Origin of the sequence: Proteus sp. G2674 (assembly GCF_009915195.1) — a bacterium.
Taxonomy (GTDB): domain Bacteria; phylum Pseudomonadota; class Gammaproteobacteria; order Enterobacterales; family Enterobacteriaceae; genus Proteus; species Proteus mirabilis.
The window spans coordinates 53,501-72,660 of the sequence record NZ_JAABLS010000038.1; the positions used below are offsets into that span (position 1 = coordinate 53,501).

Annotated in this window: 20 protein-coding genes; 13 read left to right on the forward strand and 7 right to left on the reverse strand. The window is 39.9% G+C overall.

Annotated features, from left to right (window positions below):
* The first annotated feature begins 154 nt into the window (after window positions 1-154).
* The gene (gene fadE / locus GWI58_RS14595) at window positions 155-2,602 is read left to right on the forward strand and encodes an acyl-CoA dehydrogenase FadE (protein ID WP_004247387.1); all 2,448 of its coding nucleotides are present in this window, start codon (window positions 155-157) and stop codon (window positions 2,600-2,602) included.
* A 133-nt stretch (window positions 2,603-2,735) separates the two neighbouring features.
* Here fadE and lysA read toward each other — a convergent pair whose 3' ends face one another.
* The gene (gene lysA, locus GWI58_RS14600) at window positions 2,736-3,980 is read right to left on the reverse strand and encodes a diaminopimelate decarboxylase (protein WP_004244810.1); all 1,245 of its coding nucleotides are present in this window, start codon (window positions 3,978-3,980) and stop codon (window positions 2,736-2,738) included.
* Between the two features lie 109 nt (window positions 3,981-4,089).
* On the opposite strand from lysA, the gene GWI58_RS14605 reads away from it, so the two are divergent.
* The gene (locus GWI58_RS14605; protein ID WP_004244812.1) at window positions 4,090-5,016 is read left to right on the forward strand and encodes a LysR family transcriptional regulator; all 927 of its coding nucleotides are present in this window, start codon (window positions 4,090-4,092) and stop codon (window positions 5,014-5,016) included.
* On the opposite strand, the gene GWI58_RS14610 is transcribed toward GWI58_RS14605, so the two are convergent.
* Window positions 4,993-5,913, reverse strand: a complete 921-nt coding sequence (locus GWI58_RS14610) for a LysR family transcriptional regulator (protein ID WP_004244813.1) — start codon at window positions 5,911-5,913, stop codon at window positions 4,993-4,995. The genes GWI58_RS14605 and GWI58_RS14610 overlap by 24 nt on opposite strands.
* A 104-nt stretch (window positions 5,914-6,017) precedes the next feature.
* Here GWI58_RS14610 and GWI58_RS14615 point away from each other — a divergent pair, with 104 nt between their 5' ends.
* Entirely contained in the window at window positions 6,018-6,890 is an 873-nt protein-coding gene (locus GWI58_RS14615) for an MBL fold metallo-hydrolase (RefSeq protein WP_004247385.1), read from the forward strand.
* Window positions 6,878-7,543: a DsbA family protein gene (locus tag GWI58_RS14620; protein ID WP_094959638.1), complete on the forward strand. Its 666-nt coding sequence runs from the start codon at window positions 6,878-6,880 to the stop codon at window positions 7,541-7,543. Before GWI58_RS14615 ends, GWI58_RS14620 begins: the two co-directional genes overlap by 13 nt.
* A gap of 101 nt (window positions 7,544-7,644) precedes the next feature.
* On the opposite strand, the gene GWI58_RS14625 is transcribed toward GWI58_RS14620, so the two are convergent.
* Window positions 7,645-8,277, reverse strand: coding sequence for a prepilin peptidase (locus tag GWI58_RS14625; RefSeq protein ID WP_094959637.1), 633 nt, complete (start codon window positions 8,275-8,277; stop codon window positions 7,645-7,647).
* Window positions 8,278-8,524: 247 nt separating this feature from the next.
* Between GWI58_RS14625 and rsmE the strand changes: the two genes are divergently transcribed.
* The 4 genes from rsmE (at window position 8,525) to ruvX (ending at window position 11,318) form a co-directional block, all read left to right on the forward strand.
* The gene (rsmE, locus tag GWI58_RS14630) at window positions 8,525-9,256 is read left to right on the forward strand and encodes a 16S rRNA (uracil(1498)-N(3))-methyltransferase (RefSeq protein ID WP_049217911.1); all 732 of its coding nucleotides are present in this window, start codon (window positions 8,525-8,527) and stop codon (window positions 9,254-9,256) included.
* Window positions 9,257-9,266: 10 nt separating this feature from the next.
* Complete coding sequence (gene gshB / locus GWI58_RS14635) at window positions 9,267-10,223, forward strand: glutathione synthase (protein ID WP_161769302.1); 957 nt, start codon at window positions 9,267-9,269, stop codon at window positions 10,221-10,223.
* A 112-nt stretch (window positions 10,224-10,335) separates the two neighbouring features.
* The gene (locus GWI58_RS14640; protein WP_004244821.1) at window positions 10,336-10,899 is read left to right on the forward strand and encodes a YqgE/AlgH family protein; all 564 of its coding nucleotides are present in this window, start codon (window positions 10,336-10,338) and stop codon (window positions 10,897-10,899) included.
* Window positions 10,899-11,318 carry a Holliday junction resolvase RuvX gene (ruvX, locus tag GWI58_RS14645; RefSeq protein WP_004247382.1) on the forward strand — a complete coding sequence of 140 codons (420 nt, stop codon included), beginning with the start codon at window positions 10,899-10,901 and terminating at the stop codon, window positions 11,316-11,318. Before GWI58_RS14640 ends, ruvX begins: the two co-directional genes overlap by 1 nt.
* Here the strand turns inward: ruvX and GWI58_RS14650 are convergent.
* A complete protein-coding gene (locus GWI58_RS14650; protein ID WP_094959636.1) occupies window positions 11,315-12,334 on the reverse strand; it encodes a type IV pilus twitching motility protein PilT in 1,020 nt (339 codons plus the stop codon). The two genes, ruvX and GWI58_RS14650, sit on opposite strands and share 4 nt — an antisense overlap.
* A 21-nt stretch (window positions 12,335-12,355) precedes the next feature.
* Between GWI58_RS14650 and GWI58_RS14655 the strand changes: the two genes are divergently transcribed.
* Genes GWI58_RS14655 through hemW form a run of 5 tightly spaced genes read left to right on the forward strand, consistent with a single transcriptional unit; the run spans window position 12,356 to window position 16,200 of the window.
* The gene (locus GWI58_RS14655) at window positions 12,356-13,054 is read left to right on the forward strand and encodes a YggS family pyridoxal phosphate-dependent enzyme (RefSeq protein WP_004244825.1); all 699 of its coding nucleotides are present in this window, start codon (window positions 12,356-12,358) and stop codon (window positions 13,052-13,054) included.
* 18 nt (window positions 13,055-13,072) lie between these two features.
* Entirely contained in the window at window positions 13,073-13,891 is an 819-nt protein-coding gene (proC, locus tag GWI58_RS14660) for a pyrroline-5-carboxylate reductase (protein ID WP_004252280.1), read from the forward strand.
* A gap of 18 nt (window positions 13,892-13,909) precedes the next feature.
* Window positions 13,910-14,473, forward strand: a complete 564-nt coding sequence (locus GWI58_RS14665; RefSeq protein WP_004244828.1) for a YggT family protein — start codon at window positions 13,910-13,912, stop codon at window positions 14,471-14,473.
* Between the two features lie 10 nt (window positions 14,474-14,483).
* Window positions 14,484-15,077 carry an RdgB/HAM1 family non-canonical purine NTP pyrophosphatase gene (gene rdgB / locus GWI58_RS14670; protein ID WP_161769303.1) on the forward strand — a complete coding sequence of 198 codons (594 nt, stop codon included), beginning with the start codon at window positions 14,484-14,486 and terminating at the stop codon, window positions 15,075-15,077.
* Window positions 15,070-16,200: a radical SAM family heme chaperone HemW gene (hemW, locus tag GWI58_RS14675; protein ID WP_004244830.1), complete on the forward strand. Its 1,131-nt coding sequence runs from the start codon at window positions 15,070-15,072 to the stop codon at window positions 16,198-16,200. The genes rdgB and hemW overlap by 8 nt, the downstream gene beginning before the upstream one ends.
* A gap of 102 nt (window positions 16,201-16,302) precedes the next feature.
* Here hemW and GWI58_RS14680 read toward each other — a convergent pair whose 3' ends face one another.
* The 3 genes from GWI58_RS14680 to glsB form a co-directional block, all read right to left on the reverse strand.
* The gene (locus GWI58_RS14680; protein WP_049196499.1) at window positions 16,303-17,253 is read right to left on the reverse strand and encodes a siderophore ABC transporter substrate-binding protein; all 951 of its coding nucleotides are present in this window, start codon (window positions 17,251-17,253) and stop codon (window positions 16,303-16,305) included.
* Between the two features lie 147 nt (window positions 17,254-17,400).
* Window positions 17,401-18,138, reverse strand: a complete 738-nt coding sequence (locus GWI58_RS14685; RefSeq protein ID WP_161769304.1) for a DUF2884 family protein — start codon at window positions 18,136-18,138, stop codon at window positions 17,401-17,403.
* Window positions 18,139-18,209: 71 nt separating this feature from the next.
* Window positions 18,210-19,136 (reverse strand): glutaminase B, encoded by a 927-nt coding sequence (gene glsB, locus GWI58_RS14690; RefSeq protein WP_004247376.1) that lies wholly within the window; start codon window positions 19,134-19,136, stop codon window positions 18,210-18,212.
* Between the last annotated feature and the right edge of the window lie 24 nt (window positions 19,137-19,160).

Below are 19,160 nucleotides of genomic sequence, written 5' to 3' on the forward strand. Positions count from 1 at the left end.
CCTACAAATGCTAACTTCTCTCATTTACGAATAATTTGTGAGCTACATTGTAATTAGAATGTAAAAATATTGCTAAAACTTGGTGACTGCATTAGATCTAAATAACACATAACAGGTCTGACCTCTGATGTCTTGCAAATACAGGAGTTTTATTATGACCCTACTCAGTATTGTGCTTTTCTTAGTTCTCATCGGTATACTTAGTTACCGAAAATACAGCCTTGTAGTAAGCAGTATCTTACTTATTGCTTATACTTTCGTGATGGGTTTAGCCAATATCTGGAGCTACTGGCTACTACTGCCCGTTGCATTGATATTATTACCATTCACTCTTCCTTCTATTCGCAAAGCATATATTTCTGCCCCTGCACTAAAGGCATTCCAAAAAGTGATGCCATCTATGTCTAAGACAGAGCAAGAGGCCATTGATGCGGGAACAACATGGTGGGAAGGTGAATTATTCCGTGGAGCACCAGATTGGAAACAACTTCACAATTATCCTAAGCCACAACTTACCGCTGAAGAACAAGCTTTTCTGGATGGTCCAGTTGAAGAAGTTTGTCGCATGACCAATGATTTCCAAATCACACATGAACTAGCTGATTTACCTCCTGAGATTTGGCAATATTTAAAAGACCATCGCTTCTTTGCGATGATTATCAAAAAAGAGTATGGCGGATTAGAGTTTTCTGCCTATGCACAATCTCGTGTACTGCAAAAGCTCGCGGGTGTTTCTGGTATTCTCGCCATCACTGTAGGTGTACCTAATTCATTAGGTCCAGGTGAGTTATTGCAACATTATGGTACTGATGAGCAGAAAAAACGTTACTTACCTGGTTTAGCCAAAGGTGATGAAATTCCATGCTTTGCATTAACCAGCCCTGAAGCAGGCTCTGATGCTGGCGCTATCCCTGATAGTGGTGTGGTTTGTATGGGGGAGTGGCAAGGTGAGCAAGTCCTTGGTATTCGTCTCACATGGAATAAACGCTATATTACTTTAGCACCTATAGCCACAGTATTAGGACTCGCTTTTAAACTTCGCGATCCAGACCATCTACTGAGTGATGATGAAAACCCCGGTATTACTTGTGCTTTAATTCCAACCGACGTAAAAGGGGTAGAAATTGGTCATCGCCATTTCCCACTCAATGTTCCTTTTATGAATGGTCCCACTCGTGGTAAAGATGTTTTCGTTCCTATCGATTTTATTATCGGTGGTCCAAAAATGGCAGGCCAAGGTTGGAGAATGCTGGTGGAATGTCTTTCAGTCGGTCGTGGTATCACACTGCCATCTAACTCCACTGGAGGCTTAAAAAGTGCAGCAATGGCAACAGGTGCTTACTCTCGAATTCGTCGTCAATTTAAGCTTCCTATCGGGAAGATGGAAGGAATTGAAGAGCCATTAGCGCGCCTTGCTGGTAATGCTTATCTCTTGGACGCAGCTTCAACCTTAATTACCACAGGTATTATGTTAGGAGAAAAGCCTGCCGTACTTTCTGCAATCGTAAAATATCATTGTACCCATAGAGCGCAACGCGGGATTATTGATGCAATGGATATTGTTGGTGGAAAAGGGATTTGTCTTGGCCCTTCTAACTTTGTGGCTCGCTCTTATCAAGGCTCCCCCATCGCCATTACGGTGGAAGGCGCTAATATTCTCACTCGTAGCATGATCATTTATGGACAAGGGGCTATTCGTTGCCACCCTTATGTTTTAGATGAAATTGCAGCGGCTAGAGATAATAACTTACACGACTTTGATCATGCCTTATTTGGTCACTTAGGCCATGTTGCCAGTAATACATTACGTAGCCTTTGGTTAGGTATCACTAATGGTCGCTTAAGTACCGCGCCAACAAAAGATGAAACTCGTCGTTATTACCAACAAATTAACCGGCTCAGTGCCAACATGGCGTTACTTTCTGATGTTGCCATGGGGGTTTTAGGTGGTAGTTTAAAACGTCGTGAACGTATTTCTGCAAGACTTGGCGATATTTTAAGTCATATTTTCCTCGCCTCTGCGGTGCTAAAACGTTATGAGGATGAAGGTCGTAATACCGCTGATTTACCACTGGTACACTGGAGTATTAAAGAGTGTTTATACCAAGCAGAAAATGCCATTGATGAGCTATTACGCAATTTCCCAAATCGTTTTATTGCAGGAGCTCTGCGCGCCATTATTTTCCCTCTGGGTAAAGTGCAGAAACTGCCTTCAGATAAGTTAGATAGTAAAGTGGCTCAAATTATCCAACAACCTTCTGAAACCCGTGATCGTATTGGTAAAGGGCAATTCCTCACACCCAGTGAGCACAATCCTCATGGTTTAATGGAAGAAGCTCTGCTCGATATTTTAGCTGCAGAGCCACTGTTTGAACGTATCTGTCGACTCTATGAAAAGAAATTTAGCTTCACTCAATTAGATAAATTAGCGGATAAGGCTTTAGCTGATAAACGAGTGACTCCCGAAGAAGCAGATATCTTACGCAAAGCGGAGCAAAGCCGTTTACGTAGTATTAATGTGGATGAATTTGACTTTGATGCCTTGGCGGTGCCGGCAAAAAAGTCGTCAACTGACACAATAAAAACAGATAAAGCAGCCTAATTATGCCGTTATGATCGTCAATAAATAGTCTGCCATTTAACGACTGAAACACGGATACAACACCTCATTATTTTAATTTAATAATGAGGTGTTTTTTATTGGGAGATGATCACACTGGGAGGAATAGTAAAAGTTACAGGTTAATTTCTAGCGCTAATAGCTCTTCAATGGTTTGACGACGTCTAATTAATTGAGGTATGCCCTGTGAAATTAACACTTCAGGAATAAGGGGACGACTATTATAGTTAGATGACATTGATGCACCATAAGCCCCCGTATCATGAATAACTAAGTAATCACCAACTTCTGCCGGAGGCAATAAACGAGGAGCAACCATTCCTCCTTCTTGCTGGGTAAACACATCACCAGATTCACAAAGAGGCCCCGCAACTATGGTTTCTTGTTGAAACTCGCTAGATTTTAATTGGCCGTATTTATCTAATAATGTGATTTGATGGTAACTACCATACATAGCTGGGCGCATTAAATCACTAAACCCTGCATCCACCAGCACATAATGACGATTTCCCATCGACTTAACCGCCCTTACTTGTGACACTAACACGCCAGACTCAGCCACTAAAAAGCGTCCTGGTTCAATTTCCAGTTCAATATCATGCCCAAGGTGTTGCGCTATACGTTGACGAGCACTATCCCATAAAGAGAAATAGTGGTTTAAATCGACTCTTTTATCTCCTTGCTGATAAGGTGTTGACAATCCCCCACCGGCCGAAATGGCTTTGATATCAACATTAGAGGTGAGTACTTGCTCAACCATTGCATCACAGACACTCGCTAAATGCTGATAATCAACCCCTGAGCCAATATGCATATGGAAACCAACCAAACTCAAATTGTATTGATTAATCACCGCTAATGCTTCTGGCACATCTTCATACCAAATACCATGTTTGCTATTTTCCCCACCCGTATTGGTCTTTTGGCTATGTCCATGGCCAAACCCAGGATTTATTCTTATCCATACCGCGTGCCCTTGATGACGTTCTCCAAGTTGGCGAAGCATATCAATAGAACCAGCATTAACCGGAATATCTAATTCAACCACACGTTCAATCGTCTTTTCATCGAGTAAATCGGCGGTAAAGACAATTTCACTACGCTCTCGACCACCTTGGAAACCGGCAACCAACGCCCGCTCAATTTCACCTAGTGAGACAGAATCAACTTTAACGCCCTGCTGTTTCATTAACCGTAAAATATGAATGTTAGAGCAGGCTTTTTGTGCAAAACGAACCACATCAAAGGCTTTTAATTGCTCAATATGTTCAGAAATAGTCTCACCTTGATAGATCCATAATGGCGTGCCATAAGTTTGTGCTAATTGAGATAGGATCGCATTGTTGGATGTTGTCATCATTTTTTACTCAGCAATGTAGGGTGAATAAAAATATTATTAAGCAATTAAAGCGGGAATAAAAATATCAAATTAGCTATAGTCTATTCATCTGTGATATAGGATAAAATTTATGAAAACTCCATTTAGTTGGCGACATATTGAAATTTTTCATGCAGTGATGACCACACAAAACCTAACCGAAGCGGCAGATTTACTGAAAACGTCTCAACCCACAGTCAGTCGCGAACTATCACGTCTTGAACAGCTATTGTCATTTAAGCTATTTGATAGAATTAAAGGTCGCCTACAACCTACCACGGAGGGATTAAGATTTTTTGAAGAGGTACAGCGCTCTTATTATGGACTTGATCGCATTATTACCGCAGCCAATAGTATTCGCCATTTTCATCAAGCGGAATTAAATATCACCTGTTTACCGGCATTTGCTCAATCACTATTACCCTCAATTTGCCAACAATTTCTCAGCCAGTATCCCGAGGTTAATTTAACGATAGTGCCACAGGAGTCTCCTTTATTAGAGGAGTGGTTATCTGCACAACATTATGATTTAGGGCTAACTGAGCACACACAAACACCAGCCGGAACCCAACAAGAAACACTGCTAACGTTAAATGAAGTCGCTATTTTGCCAAAGTCTCATGTGTTAAGTAAAAAAGCATTACTGCAGCCACAAGACTTTCATCAAACTCGTTTTATCAGCTTATCTGCTAATGATAGTTATCGACAACTTATTGATGCTATGTTTATTAAACAGGGGATCACTCGACAATTGATCATGGAAACACAAAGTGCGGCCTCAATTTGTGCCATGGTGAGTAAAGGCATTGGTGTTTCTATCGTTAACCCTATTACTGCCCTTGATTATCAATATAGTGATCTCTGTATACGACCACTGAGTTTTACCATTCCATTTACGGTGAGTTTGATCACACCATCTCATCGCCCCTCATCACAACTTGTGCGCTATTTTATTGATGTGATGAAAACCACTTTAGCCAATTATCCAAAACAATTAACTCACGCGTTCACCCGATAATGACAACCAATGAGGCGAAGAGGCAAACCAGTCAACCAGAAAATCCAGTAAAACACGCACGGCTGCGGGCATGTTTTGTCGGCTCGCTAACACGGCATAAATTCCCATAGGCTGTGGCTGATAATCCGCTAACAAAATTTCTAACTCACCCCGTTCAAGATAGGGTTTTGCCGAGCAGTAAGGTTGTAAGGAGACTCCGGCACCTTGCAAAGTGGCTTGCAATAACACAACCGACTCATTGGCACTTAAATTACCACCTACAGGAACAGAATAGCGCTCATCACCTAAACTAAACTCCCACAAGCTACTGCCAAAAAAGCGATATGTGAGGCATTGATGATAAGTCAAATCATCCGGCGTGTTAGGGATACCATGTTTAGCTAAATAATCTTTATGAGCACAAACCACAGAAAGACATTTTGCTAAAGGGCGGGCTATCAGATTAGGCTCTAAATGGTTGGTAATACGCAATGCAATATCAATACGCTCTTCAATAAGATTGACTGTCTGATTAGATATCTGCAAATCGACTGCAATAAGAGGATAAAGTTGTATAAATTCAGTTATAGCCACAGATAATGCACAATTAGCGAGTGATTGTGCCGTTGTAATACGCACCAGCCCACTGATTTGGTGACTCTCTTTGGGAATATTCGCGGGAATACGCTCGGCCATCTCTAGCAGTTGTAAACTTTGTTGATAAACTAATTCTCCCACGGAAGTCAGACTCTGCTTACGGGTTGTTCTATGCAACAAACGCACCCCAGCCCACTCCTCCATTTCATTAAGATAGCGCGTCACCATTGCTCTAGACATACCTAGATAATCAGCAGCTTTAATCATGCTACCTTGCTTAACGATGGTCACAAAAACCTCTGATGCTTTAATTTTGTCCATATTATTTGCTCGATTTATGCAACAATGTATTCACCAAAACAGGGTTTTTCTCTCATTTCATGCAACCTATTATAGAACGCATCAACATGATGGAGAAAATAAAGATGAAAAAATTACTTCCTTTAACACTTGCAACTACTGCGTTTTTCGCCACTTCTGTGATGGCAACAGAGTTAACATTAGATATCTACAATCCCGGTGATGCCAGTGTATTCCCTGTTTCATCTGAAATCATTTATGGTGATAAAGATGCTGTCTTAATCGATGCTCAGTTCCAAAAAAATGATGCTCAAGCCTTAGTCGATAAAATTAAAGCATCAGGGAAAAACTTAACTTATATCTATATCAGCCATTCTGATCCCGATTTTTATTTTGGGTTAGATGTCATTACTGAAGCATTTCCAAATGCTAAAGTGATTGCCTCAGCTCCCACCGTCAAAATCATTAATGAAACCCAAGCAGGAAAACTTGCCTACTGGGGGCCTGTCCTCAAAGACAATGCCCCTAAAAAAGTTATCATTCCTGAAGTCGTTACTGGTGATAGTTTTTCTCTTGAAGGTGAAAAACTCTATATCAAAGGATTAGATAGCCAATCTCCAGAAAGAACCTATGTTTATGTGCCAAAACTGAATGCTATTATGGGTGGGGTAATACTGTCTGAAAATATTCATGTGTGGCTAGCAGATACTCAATCTAAAGCACAACGCCAATATTGGCTAGAAGCGTTACAACAGATTAAAACGTTATCACCTAAAACGGTTATTCCGGGACATTATGTTCCAAAAAGCAATTATGATATGCGTTCTGTTGATTTCACAATGAATTACCTTAAAGAGGCAGAAACTAAACTCGCTGAAACTCAAAACTCAGAACAATTTATTGCGGCGATGGAAAAAAGTTATCCTGACTTAGCAGATAAATCGAGTTTAGAGCTTAGCGCAAAAGTCCTTAAAGGAGAGATGAAATGGCCTCAGTAAGCCATGTGAACCAAGAAAATAGCACCAAAAAGCTGCACTATATTTACGATCCACTTTGTGGGTGGTGCTACGGCATTGCCCCACTTATTGAAGTAGTGAGTCACGAATACCCACATGTACTAACGCTACATGGTGGGGGATTATTTACCCCGACAAGAAAAGTGACAGGGGGCGATGCATGGAAAGAGCATGTAACCCCTATCGATGAACGTATTAGCCAGTTATCGGGGCAAGTTTTTAGTCAGCAATACCGCAATAACCTCGCCAATACAGAGATGACATTAAACTCACTGATGCCAATTGCAGCGATATTGGTAGCAAGAAAAATGGGCGATAGAGATGTCATGTTATTAAAAGCGTTACAAGATGCCTATTATCTTGATGGATTAAATATTAGTGATAAAGATGTGCTATTTTTTATCGTACAAAAACTCGGGTTTGATATCACCCTTTTTTCGACGCTATTTACGCAAGTAAATGAGTATGAAATAACTCAACATATACAGCAAACTCAACAATTAATGCATCAAGTAAATGGTCGTGGTTTCCCAACCCTATGTATTGAAGATAACCAAACCTACCAGTTGATCCCAGTAGAGAATTATTTTGGCGATACAAAAAGTTGGACTTCTTTTCTAAAACAAACGCTGTAATACCTTACTGAAAATAGAGTAAATAATGATAGAGACTTGAAGGTGTAGACAAATTCTACACCTCACTCTTATTTAATATTCAGCAAGAAATATTAGCCTATTCAATACATTATTATTGTCTTTACTCTTAAAACAACTATCGCTGAAAATGCAAGGCAAGAGCCAAAGGCAATCTGCTTTATCTTCACATTAGTAAAAGCCCAAATAAGCATATAAATAACAATCCCTAATAGTGCAGCGAAAAAGAGGATATAAGGTAATAGTTCTATTCCACACCAAGCGCCTATGGCACTAAAAAGCTTTACATCACCCAACCCCAAAATAGTCTCTTGATATATCCAATAACCGAGCCAATAAATACTATAAAAAAACAAGCTTGCGACTAAACAGCCATAAAAAGAGCAAGTTGAAGAAATCACGCCATAAGGCGTTAAATTAAGCGTAATTCCAAAGAAAAGTAACCAAAAAGTTAAGTTATCAGGTAGCTGAAGATAATCTGCATCGAAAAACGAGAGAGTTAAGAGGTAAAAACTAAACAATAGAAATAATATTAATAACGAATAATTAGAAATAGTAAAAGACCAATAAAAACAGATAATTAAATAGACTTGCCACAATTGCTGATAACGAATAGGTGAGAGGCGTGCTAAAACAGAGGTAGAGAAATAATCGCTATACCCTTTTAAAAAGGTAAAAAAGGCCATTGTAATCATGATGTTTTGCGGTAATAACATAAATATCTATCCTTGATATTTGCGAGTTCCTAATCTAGGACTCTAAAATAGAATGCTATTACTTCCAAGCAATGGTTGTTTTATCATATTGCAAACATGAAGTTTTACGACAAATCTCGCAAATAAAATCCAGCTATAATGATAGAAAAAGCCACCTGATAACTTGCATGAGCTAATGGCATGCGTATGATGCATATCACAATATCTTGTTTATCATGGTTAACATTTTACGTAAGGGTTTCACGTTATGCGTATTCCTCGCATTTATCATCCAGAGCCACTCAGTGCAGGTACACAAACTTCATTAGCAGAAGAAGCTGCAAATCACGTTGGACGAGTATTAAGAATGTCAAAAGGCCAAAAACTGGCACTTTTTGATGGCTCCAATCAAGTATTTGATGCTGATATTATCGAAAGCAGCAAAAAATCAGTGATTGTGCAGGTTAATGAAGGACAAATGGATGATAGAGAATCCCCACTTGATCTTCATTTAGGCCAAGTACTTTCACGTGGTGAGAAAATGGAGTTTACTATCCAAAAGTCCGTTGAATTAGGTGTTAACACCATTACTCCGCTGATCTCTGAACGTTGTGGTGTTAAACTAGATCCTAGTCGTTTAGAAAAAAAGCATCAGCAATGGCAAAAAATTATTATCTCAGCCTGTGAACAATGTGGCAGAAATAAAATTCCACAGCTTATGCCGGTGATGTCATTAGAGGCGTGGTGTGCCCAAACGGATGATAGCTTAAAACTTAATTTACACCCTAGAGCAAGCCAAAGTATTAATACCTTGCCACTTCCAGTTAAAAAAGTACGACTATTAATTGGCCCTGAGGGGGGATTATCTCCTGAAGAAATTGCCATGACAGCAAAATACCATTTTACTGATATTTTATTAGGTCCTCGTGTATTAAGAACAGAAACAACAGCACTCACCGCAATCACCGCTTTGCAGGTTCGGTTCGGCGATCTGGGATAAAGGAGAAATAATGATTAAATTAGGTATTGTGATGGATCCTATTTCATCCATCAAAATTAAAAAAGATACCAGCTTTGCCATGTTACTCGAAGCACAGCGCCGTGGTTGGGAAATCCATTATATGGAAATGAACGATCTTTATCTTAATCAAGGTGAAGCCCGTGCTCACACACGTCTGTTAAGTGTAGAAGAAAACCCTGAAAAGTGGTTTGAATTTGGTCAAGAGCAGGATATTGCGTTAGGCTCCCTTGATACTATTTTAATGCGTAATGATCCCCCATTCGATACCGAATTTATCTATGCTACCTATATTCTTGAACGTGCTGAAGATATGGGGACTTTAATTGTTAATAAACCACAAAGCTTACGTGATTGTAATGAAAAACTGTTTACAGCATGGTTCCCATCATTAACGCCAAACACATTAGTCACTCGAGAAGCCAAACACCTTCGCGCTTTCCATGAAAAACATGGTGATGTGATTTTTAAACCACTTGACGGTATGGGTGGCGCCTCTATTTTCCGCCTGAAAAAAGATGATCCAAACGTCGGTGTTATTATCGAAACCTTAACAGAGCACGGTCACCGTTTCTGTATGGCACAGAATTTCTTACCAGAAATTGTTGATGGTGATAAACGTATTCTGGTAGTTGATGGAGAGCCGGTTCCTTATTGTTTAGCTCGTATCCCTGCCAAAGGTGAAACCCGTGGTAACTTAGCCGCTGGTGGCCGTGGAGAAGCGCGTCCATTAACAGAAAGCGATTGGGCAATTGCACGCCAAGTAGCACCTATCTTAAAACAAAAAGGCCTTATTTTTGTTGGATTAGATGTTATTGGCGATCGTTTAACGGAAATTAATGTTACAAGCCCGACTTGTGCACGTGAGATTGAAGCGGCTTATCCTGAGATTTCTATTACAGGTATGTTAATGGATGCTATTGAAGCTCGCCTTAACAAGAAAAACTAATTTTTAAACGATGTGTTTTAAGGTTTAAAAGTCTTTACCTAGCCCTTATATTAAACATTATCAATAGGGCTAGGTTTTTTAATAAAAACAATCAGAGAACAGTATTACTATTATGAATTTACTCAACCATTTTCTTATTGCTATGCCATCATTAAGCGATCCGCTCTTTCAACGCTCGGTCGTCTATGTTTGCGAACATAATGAAAACGGTGCAATGGGTTTAGTTATTAATAAGCCGATTGAAGATATCTCTATTGAAAGTGTCTTAGAGCAGTTGGAAATATTCTCAGCAGATAGAGATAGTGCGATTAGCTTACAAAAACCAGTTATGTCTGGTGGCCCTGTAGCGGAAGAGCATGGTTTTATCTTACACACCCCTGTTTCTGGTTTTAGCTCAAGTATTAAAATCAGCGATAGCACCATGATCACCACATCAAAAGATGTGCTAGAAACATTAGGCACAGCAAGACAGCCTGAAAAAACCTTAGTCTCATTAGGATATTCCAGTTGGGAAAAAGGCCAGCTTGAGAGAGAAATTTTAGAAAATAGTTGGCTTACCGTTGAAGCAACCCCACAAATCATTTTTGATACCCCAATTGCAGAGCGTTGGCATAAAGCCGCCGAACTAATTGGTATCGATATCCACACAATTTCACCAACGGCTGGTCATGCATAATGTCAAATAGAACGGTAATGGGGTTTGATTTTGGCACCAAAAGTATTGGAGCCGCAATAGGTCAAGAAGTCACAGGGACAGCAAGGCCATTAGCCTCCTTTAAAGCTAAAGATGGTATTCCAGATTGGAGTCAAATCGAAAAAATCATTAAAGAATGGCAACCGGATTTAGTGGTGGTGGGATTGCCTCTTAATATGGACGGCACAGAACAGCTAGTAACTACCCAAGCCAAAAAATTTGCCAATCGCTTACATGGACGCTTTGGCGTACAAATCGCCTTACATGATGAGCGCCTTAGCACAGTCGAAGCCCGTGCTCACCTTTTTGAACAAGGAGGGTATCGTTCTTTAGATAAAGGTAGTGTCGATGCAACCTCTGCCGTTATTATTTTAGAAAGCTGGTTTGAACGGCAGTATTAATTTTCTTCATTGATGTGCTCATTGAGCAAACCTTCATATTGACGTTGTTGGCGACTTAAAGTGAAGGTTTGCATACCATATTCAAACCCAGTTTGCATTAATGTCGTCACTTGATGATATTTCCCTTCTCTGATCAGATGTGCAATCCCCTGCGTCATATACATCACTTCAAACAAAGCAACACGCCCGCCTTGTGTTGCAGGAACCAATTGCTGAGAAATAATTGCTTTTAAGCTCCCAGCTAATTGTACCGAGATCCATTGTCGTTCATTGGATGAAAATACATTAGTGACACGCTCTAACGTTTGAACAACGCCTTGTGTATGTAATGTTGCTAGTACTAAATGCCCCGTTTCAGCCGCAATTAATGCCATTTTAATACTTTCTAGATCTCTTAATTCCCCTAGCATAATTACATCAGGATCTTGGCGTAATGCAGCTTCTATTGCACTCGCTATATTTTGTACATCGCGCCCTATTTCACGTTGTTGGATAATGCTTTGCTTATTGGTGTAAATAAACTCTATTGGCGCTTCCAAAGTAAGAATATGCTGACGCTTATGCTGATTGAGATAATCAATCATCGCCGCTAATGTGGATGATTTACCACTCCCTGTTGCTCCCGTCACTAAAATGAGTCCATTAGAAACATTATCTAATAATGCAGTGATTGATTTTGGTACGCGTAGTGATGTTAATGTCGGGAGTTGTGAATTTATCACTCTTAGTACTGCGGATATCCCTAATTGTTGGCGAAATAAATTCACTCGTAAGCGCTGCCCCTCAGCAAGAGTTATCGCCGTATCAACTTGCCCCTCCTTACCAAAAAATTGCAATTGCGCTGTGGTCAGATAAGGTGTTATCCATTTGAGTAGCGTATCAGAAGTAATAGGTTTACATTGATTTTGTTGATAAAGTACGCCATTGATCCGTAATCGTGGCACATCGCCACAACAAAGGTGCAGATCGGAAGCATTATGCTTTACACTATATATAATTAATTTTTCCATATTCATCTTATTATCTCCTGAGTTGCCATGAATACTATTAAACAGAATCTCGTCAATGTCAGGTCTCACATTGACACCGCAGCGCAAAAATGCGGGCGTTCTCCAGACGAAATAACCCTACTTGCAGTTAGTAAAACTAAGCCTGTGAGCGATATCGAAAAAGCAATTGCATGTGGACAAACTGAATTTGGTGAAAACTATGTGCAGGAAGGTGTAGATAAAATTAGCTATTTTGCTGAAAACAAAAATTTAGTTTGGCACTTTATTGGCCCATTGCAGTCCAATAAAACACGTCTTGTTGCTGAACATTTTGCCTGGTGCCATACCATAGATAGATTAAAAATAGCGCAAAGATTAAGTGATCAACGTCCAACTACGTTACCGCCACTCAATGTTTTGATCCAAATAAATATTAGTGATGAAAACAGTAAATCAGGGATCTCTCTTACCGAGCTTGATGGCCTTGCTGCACAAATATCCATTCTGCCAGGGATCAAACTGCGCGGACTAATGGCTATTCCTGCCCCAGAAAATGACTATAACAAGCAAGTCGAGGTACTAGAAAAAATGCATCAAGCATTTAAACAGTTACAAAATCAGTACCCCGATATTGATACATTGTCGATGGGAATGACTGGTGATATGGAAGCAGCAATTGCCTGTGGCTCAACACTGGTACGCATTGGAACGGCCATTTTTGGCGCTCGTGATTACGCCAATAAATAAAAAAGAGGTTAAATTAGTATGGAACATCGCAATATCGCTTTTATTGGTGCTGGAAATATGGCACACGCTATTATTGCAGGACTGGTTAATGGGGGTTATCCCGCAAAAAACATTACGGTAAGTTCACCTTCTGAGGTTCGACGTGAGCCTTTAGAAAAAGAGTTTGCCATACAGAGTACTTGCGACAACATCAGTGCTGTTGAAAATGCCGATGTCATCGTATTAGCCGTCAAACCACAAATGATGGCTGAAGTTTGTAAGCCATTACAACATATCGATTTTAGTCAAAAATTAGTGCTAACCATTGCCGCGGGTATTCCAGCTTCTCGTTATAATGATTATTTAGCCACTTCGCTACGACTGATCCGCATCATGCCAAATACCCCAGCACTGGTTGGCAAAGGGTTAAGCGGTATGTTTGCTCAAAACACTATTACCCCTGAAGATAAACAATTTGCTGATGCGTTAATGAAAAGTGTCGGTACGACGGTTTGGGTAGAGCAAGAATCAGCTATCAATGATATTATCGCCGTTGCGGGTAGTGCGCCTGCTTATTTCTTCTTGTTTATGGAATCTATGCAACAAGAAGCCGAGCGCTTAGGTTTTTCAGCCGACGTAGCAAGAGCTATTGTACAACAAGCAGCCAGTGGCTCTACTGCATTAGCTGAAAAACAAAATAGCTTACCTTTTTCAACATTACGTGAACAAGTAACGTCAAAAGGTGGCACAACAGCTGCAGCATTGGCACAATTCTATGCAGGTAAATTACCTGAGAATGTTGCTTTAGCGATGCAAGCGGCGATTAAACGAGCGCAAGAAATGGAAAAACAGTTTTAATTTCATCAGGGCCAACTAATGAACTTTTTAAATTTCGTCATTCTGACTCTTATTCAACTCTATATTTCCGTGCTACTACTTCGTGTATGGATGCAATGTGTAAGAGCTGATTTTTATAATCCATTTTCACAATTTGTGGTTAAAATTACCCAACCTGTTGTGCGTCCATTAAGAAGAATTATCCCCTCTATTGGCTCTATTGATACTGCTTCGGTCATCTTGGCATATGTTTTAGTGTTATTAGAAATTATCCTCCCTTCTTACTTATCCGGAGCAGGTGGTGCTATTCCGTTTTCTTTAGTCCTACCCTTCGCATTTATTGAATTACTCACCGCAGCAGGTAAGATTATTTTTTGGATGATTATCATCCGCGCAATTCTCAGTTGGGTCAGCCAAGGACGTAATCCTATCGATCATCTACTCTTCCAATTAACTGAGCCTTTAATGGCCCCAATTCGCCGTGTTATTCCGGCAATGGGAGGATTAGATTTCTCAGCCATGATTGTTATCCTGATCCTTTATGCCCTTAATTATTTACGTGTAGATGTTTTACAGTGGCTAATCACCATGACACTTTACTAAGGAAGATAATATGCAAAAAGTGGTTCTTGCTACTGGAAACCCCGGCAAAGTAACAGAGTTAGCCTCATTACTCGCTGATTTTGGTTTAGATATTGTCGCACAAACTGAGCTAGGTGTTGGCTCAGTTGAAGAAACCGGTCTTACTTTTGTAGAAAACGCACTAATTAAGGCGCGTCATGCTGCCAAAGTAACAGGTTTACCGGCTATAGCTGATGATTCAGGGATCTCGGTTGATGCATTAGGTGGTGCTCCGGGAATTTACTCTGCTCGTTATGCTGGTATTGAGGCAACCGATCAGCAAAATGTAGATAAATTACTCGAAGCAATGAAAGATGTTCCCGCAGAGAAACGTCAAGCTCAGTTTAACTGTGTGTTAGTTTATCTACGCCATGAAAACGATCCCACTCCGCTAATTTTCCATGGTATTTGGCAAGGTGTGTTGACTCAAGAAATGCAAGGTGATGGTGGATTTGGTTATGATCCTATTTTCTTTATCCCTGAGCTAAATTGCACTGCGTCACAGTTAACCAAAGAGCAAAAAAATCAATACTCTCACCGTGGTAAAGCACTAAAACTAATGTTGGATGCACTTAAGAATGCTTAAGTTACCACCATTAAGTTTGTATATTCATATTCCTTGGTGTGTACAAAAATGCCCTTATTGTGATTTTAATTCTCACACCTTAAAAGGCGAAGTTCCACATCAGGAATATGTGCAACATCTGCTCAATGATTTAGATGCTGATCTTACTCATGTTGGCTCTCGTGAAGTGCAAACTATCTTTATTGGTGGTGGCACGCCAAGCCTATTAAGTGCTGAATCAATGGCTGATTTACTGTATGGCGTAAAAGAGCGCATAGCCGTTGCTCCTGATGCTGAAATTACTATGGAAGCCAATCCTGGTACGGTTGAAGCTGAACGATTTGCCGGTTTTCAACGTGCGGGAATTAACCGTATATCCATTGGCGTACAAAGTTTTGGTAATGATAAACTGATCCGCTTAGGGCGCATTCATGATGCCGATGAAGCTAAAAATGCCGCGAGACTAGCAAAAGAGTTAGGCTTACGTAGCTTTAATCTTGATTTAATGCATGGCTTACCTGACCAATCATTATCTCAAGCACTTTCAGATCTACAGCAAGCAATCGCTTTATCTCCCCCACATCTTTCTTGGTATCAATTAACTATTGAACCCAATACACAATTTGGCTCCCGTCCGCCTAAATTACCTGATGATGATATGTTGTGGGATATTTTTTCTGAAGGTGACAAATTACTTACCGCAGCAGGATATCAACAATATGAAACATCGGCTTATTGTAAGCCAGGTTTTCAATGTCAACATAACCTAAACTATTGGCGTTTTGGGGATTATTTAGGTATTGGCTGTGGTGCTCATGGAAAAATAAGTTTTGCCGATGGCCGAATTATGAGAACGGTAAAAACCAAACATCCTAAAGGTTTTATGGCAGGACGTTATCTTCACCAGCAAAATTGGGTTGATAATGATGACCGTCCATTTGAATTTTTTATGAACCGTTTTCGGTTATTAGAAGCTTTTCCTCGGCAAGATTTTAGCGACTACACGGGGCTTGCACAAGAGACTATCCGTAGACAAATTGATGAGGCACTCGCATTAGGTTATATCAGTGAAACAGAAACCCATTGGCAGATAACGCCCCACGGTAAACTGTTTCTTAATTCATTACTTGAACTCTTTCTTTAATACGAAAATTCACTTATTTCGTCAATAAACAAATGCCCATACTGTTCATTTACACTATGGGCATAATTTATTTATCGGCGCTTATAAACATTATCACTGATTTTAAAGTGCACTTTGTACCGCTTCAATTTGCTGAGTAAGACTTTCTAATCCACCACCAGAGAGATACCAAAGATCAGATTGCAGATAAACAATACCACCATTTTTATAAGCAGAAGTTGTTTTCACTTCATCATTTTCAAAGGTGGTTTTCTCTAATTTACCGGCACCAATGGCTTCACTGCGATCGATAATAAAAATAACATCCGGATTTACTTTGGCGATCATTTCAGAAGTAACCACGCGACGTTTGCCTTTCTCTTCTTCAGCAACAGGTGGTAATTCTGCTTTCTTCGCTTTAACCACATCGTAAATCACGCTTTGGTTATTGGGCATTAAATTGCCTGCATTGTGCAGTAAGACCAACACTTTTTTATCTGATCCTGCCGCTTTTTTCTGAGCCTGTTCAATCACGGTATTCAATGTTGCTAATTGTGCTTGAGTAGCTTGTTGCTTATCAAATAATTCACCTATTAATTGAATATTCGCTTCCACTGAATCAAGATAATTCGCACTATTTGCGCCTAAATTAATCGTGGGGGCAATGTTTGTGAGTTTCTCATAAGAAGCGCCTTGACGACCGGTAATAATAATTAAATCAGGTTTAAGCTCAGCGAGTTTCTCAAAATCAGGGGCTTTCATTCCCCCAACATTAGCTACATCATTCGCAATACGCCCTTTAATATATTCAGGTGCATTTCCTAATGGTAAACCAACCACTTTATCCGCTAAACCTAATGCAACTAAAGAGTCATATAGACCAAAATCAAACAGTACAACCTTAGACGGATTTTTAGATACTGCGGTTTCACCTAATAGGTGCTTGATAACAACTTTATCATTTTGCTGTTCAACAATTTGATTAGGCTGGTATGTAACTGAGGTATTACTTAATGCAGAAAAACTGCTAACTGACAGAAGAGAGGCAGTAACTAACGCAAGGATCTTTTTCATGAATTTAGCCCTGTTTAAGTGGAATACTTAAGCAGGGCATTCTAAACAGCTTACTTTACATGTCAATTGAATAAGAATGATTTTCATTGTTATTTTCAACTATTGTGAATCAACAATCTATAACTCTTATTTACTATAAGGATAAAGCTATTTGTTTAGTGAATTTATCAATTCGACACGTTGGTTTTCCATTTGGGTGATTTTATTACATGCCTGCTGCCCAAATTGATTAAATGAAGCTTCTTGTTGCTTCCATTCTTTTTCGATGATTTGCTGAAAACCATCAAGATTACCTAATAATCCACTTAAGGCTTTTTTCCTATCACCACTCGCAGCAGCTAGTAATTGTTTTTGACCTAATTCATTAATGCTATCTTGCAACATCCCCCCAAGGCTACTCTCAATTATTTCTCGCCCTTTGGTTTCGACCTGTTTAATCGCTTGAGCATGGAATGTGACATTATCAGGCTTGAGCGAAATAACAGTATCCATTTGTTGATTAAGATTTTTTTCTAAGTCACTTAAGCGCTTTAAAATACGGCTATCTTGCCCAAAGGCTTCAATAACAACTTTATCCAGTACTTTTCTTGACTCTTGTAATTTAATTCCCGTCTCTTTTCTTAACCAAGGGATATCTTGCCTAACTGTCGCTTGATATTTTTTCGCAATAGCTTGTTGCTCAGGGGTTAGTGTGACGCCCTTTTCATCACGCAGTAACGTGCCATCGGGATAAATGACAAGTAAACCATTAGAGCCGGCCACTTCAACAAATTCAGGTGTAATACGTAAATCATCTTTTGGCGTGACAGCACAGTCAAAACTGGGTGCAGCAGTGGCTGAACTTGCGACAAAAACCAATGCAACGACCAACTTTTTAAATCCCATAATCGCTCTCCTAGAAGCGTATTGAACTACTTTTTTACCTAACATTGCGCATTATTGGCGTCTACAGCCACTTAAAATATTGAGCGCCCTACTTTGTTTGCTAATAATTCAAGGGCAGCACACCCCGCCAATGAGTTACCGGATTTATCCAACTCTGGTGACCATACTGCTACAGTAAAGGCATCAGGAACCACAGCAATAATACCGCCTCCCACCCCAGACTTACCGGGAATACCGATACGGAAAGCAAACTCTCCCGCACCATCATACATACCACAAGTTAACATTAACGCATTTATTTGTCGGGCTTGTCTTGGCGTAATAATCTGATTTTTACTTCCAACACATATTCCTTGATTCGCTAAGTAGCTAAAACAACGAACAAGCTCTACACAACTCATTTCAATCGAGCAATAGTGAAAATAGGTTTCTAATACGGTGATAACATCATTATCAAAATTATCAAACGATTTCATCAGATAGGCAATGGCAGCATTGCGACTTAAATGTTCCATCTCTGATTTTGCCACAACGGTGTTATAGCAAATATCAGCTGTATTCGTCAGTGCACGAATAACTTCTAACATTCTCTGTTTTGGCGCGCTTAATCGCGATTGCAACATATCCGTAATCACTATCGCTCCAGCATTGATAAAAGGATTACGTGGTATCCCTTTTTCCATTTCTAACTGGATTAACGAATTAAAAGGTAATCCTGAAGGCTCTTTGCCTACTCGTTGCCAAATCTCGCTTTCATCATAACGTGTTAACGCAAGGGTTAAGCTAAGTACTTTTGATATAGACTGAATAGAGAAACGTTTATCGGCCATACCCGCTTGATAAAGCTCACCATCAACTGTATACACGGCCATAGCCAGTTGATTAGCAGGTACTTGAGCGAGAGCAGGAATATAATCTGCTACTTTTCCTTGCCCAATTAAAGGACGAATTTGTTGCAATATATCTGACAATAATGCGTTAGATAACGTTGTAGTCACAGCTGATTCCCTAGACAGACAAGG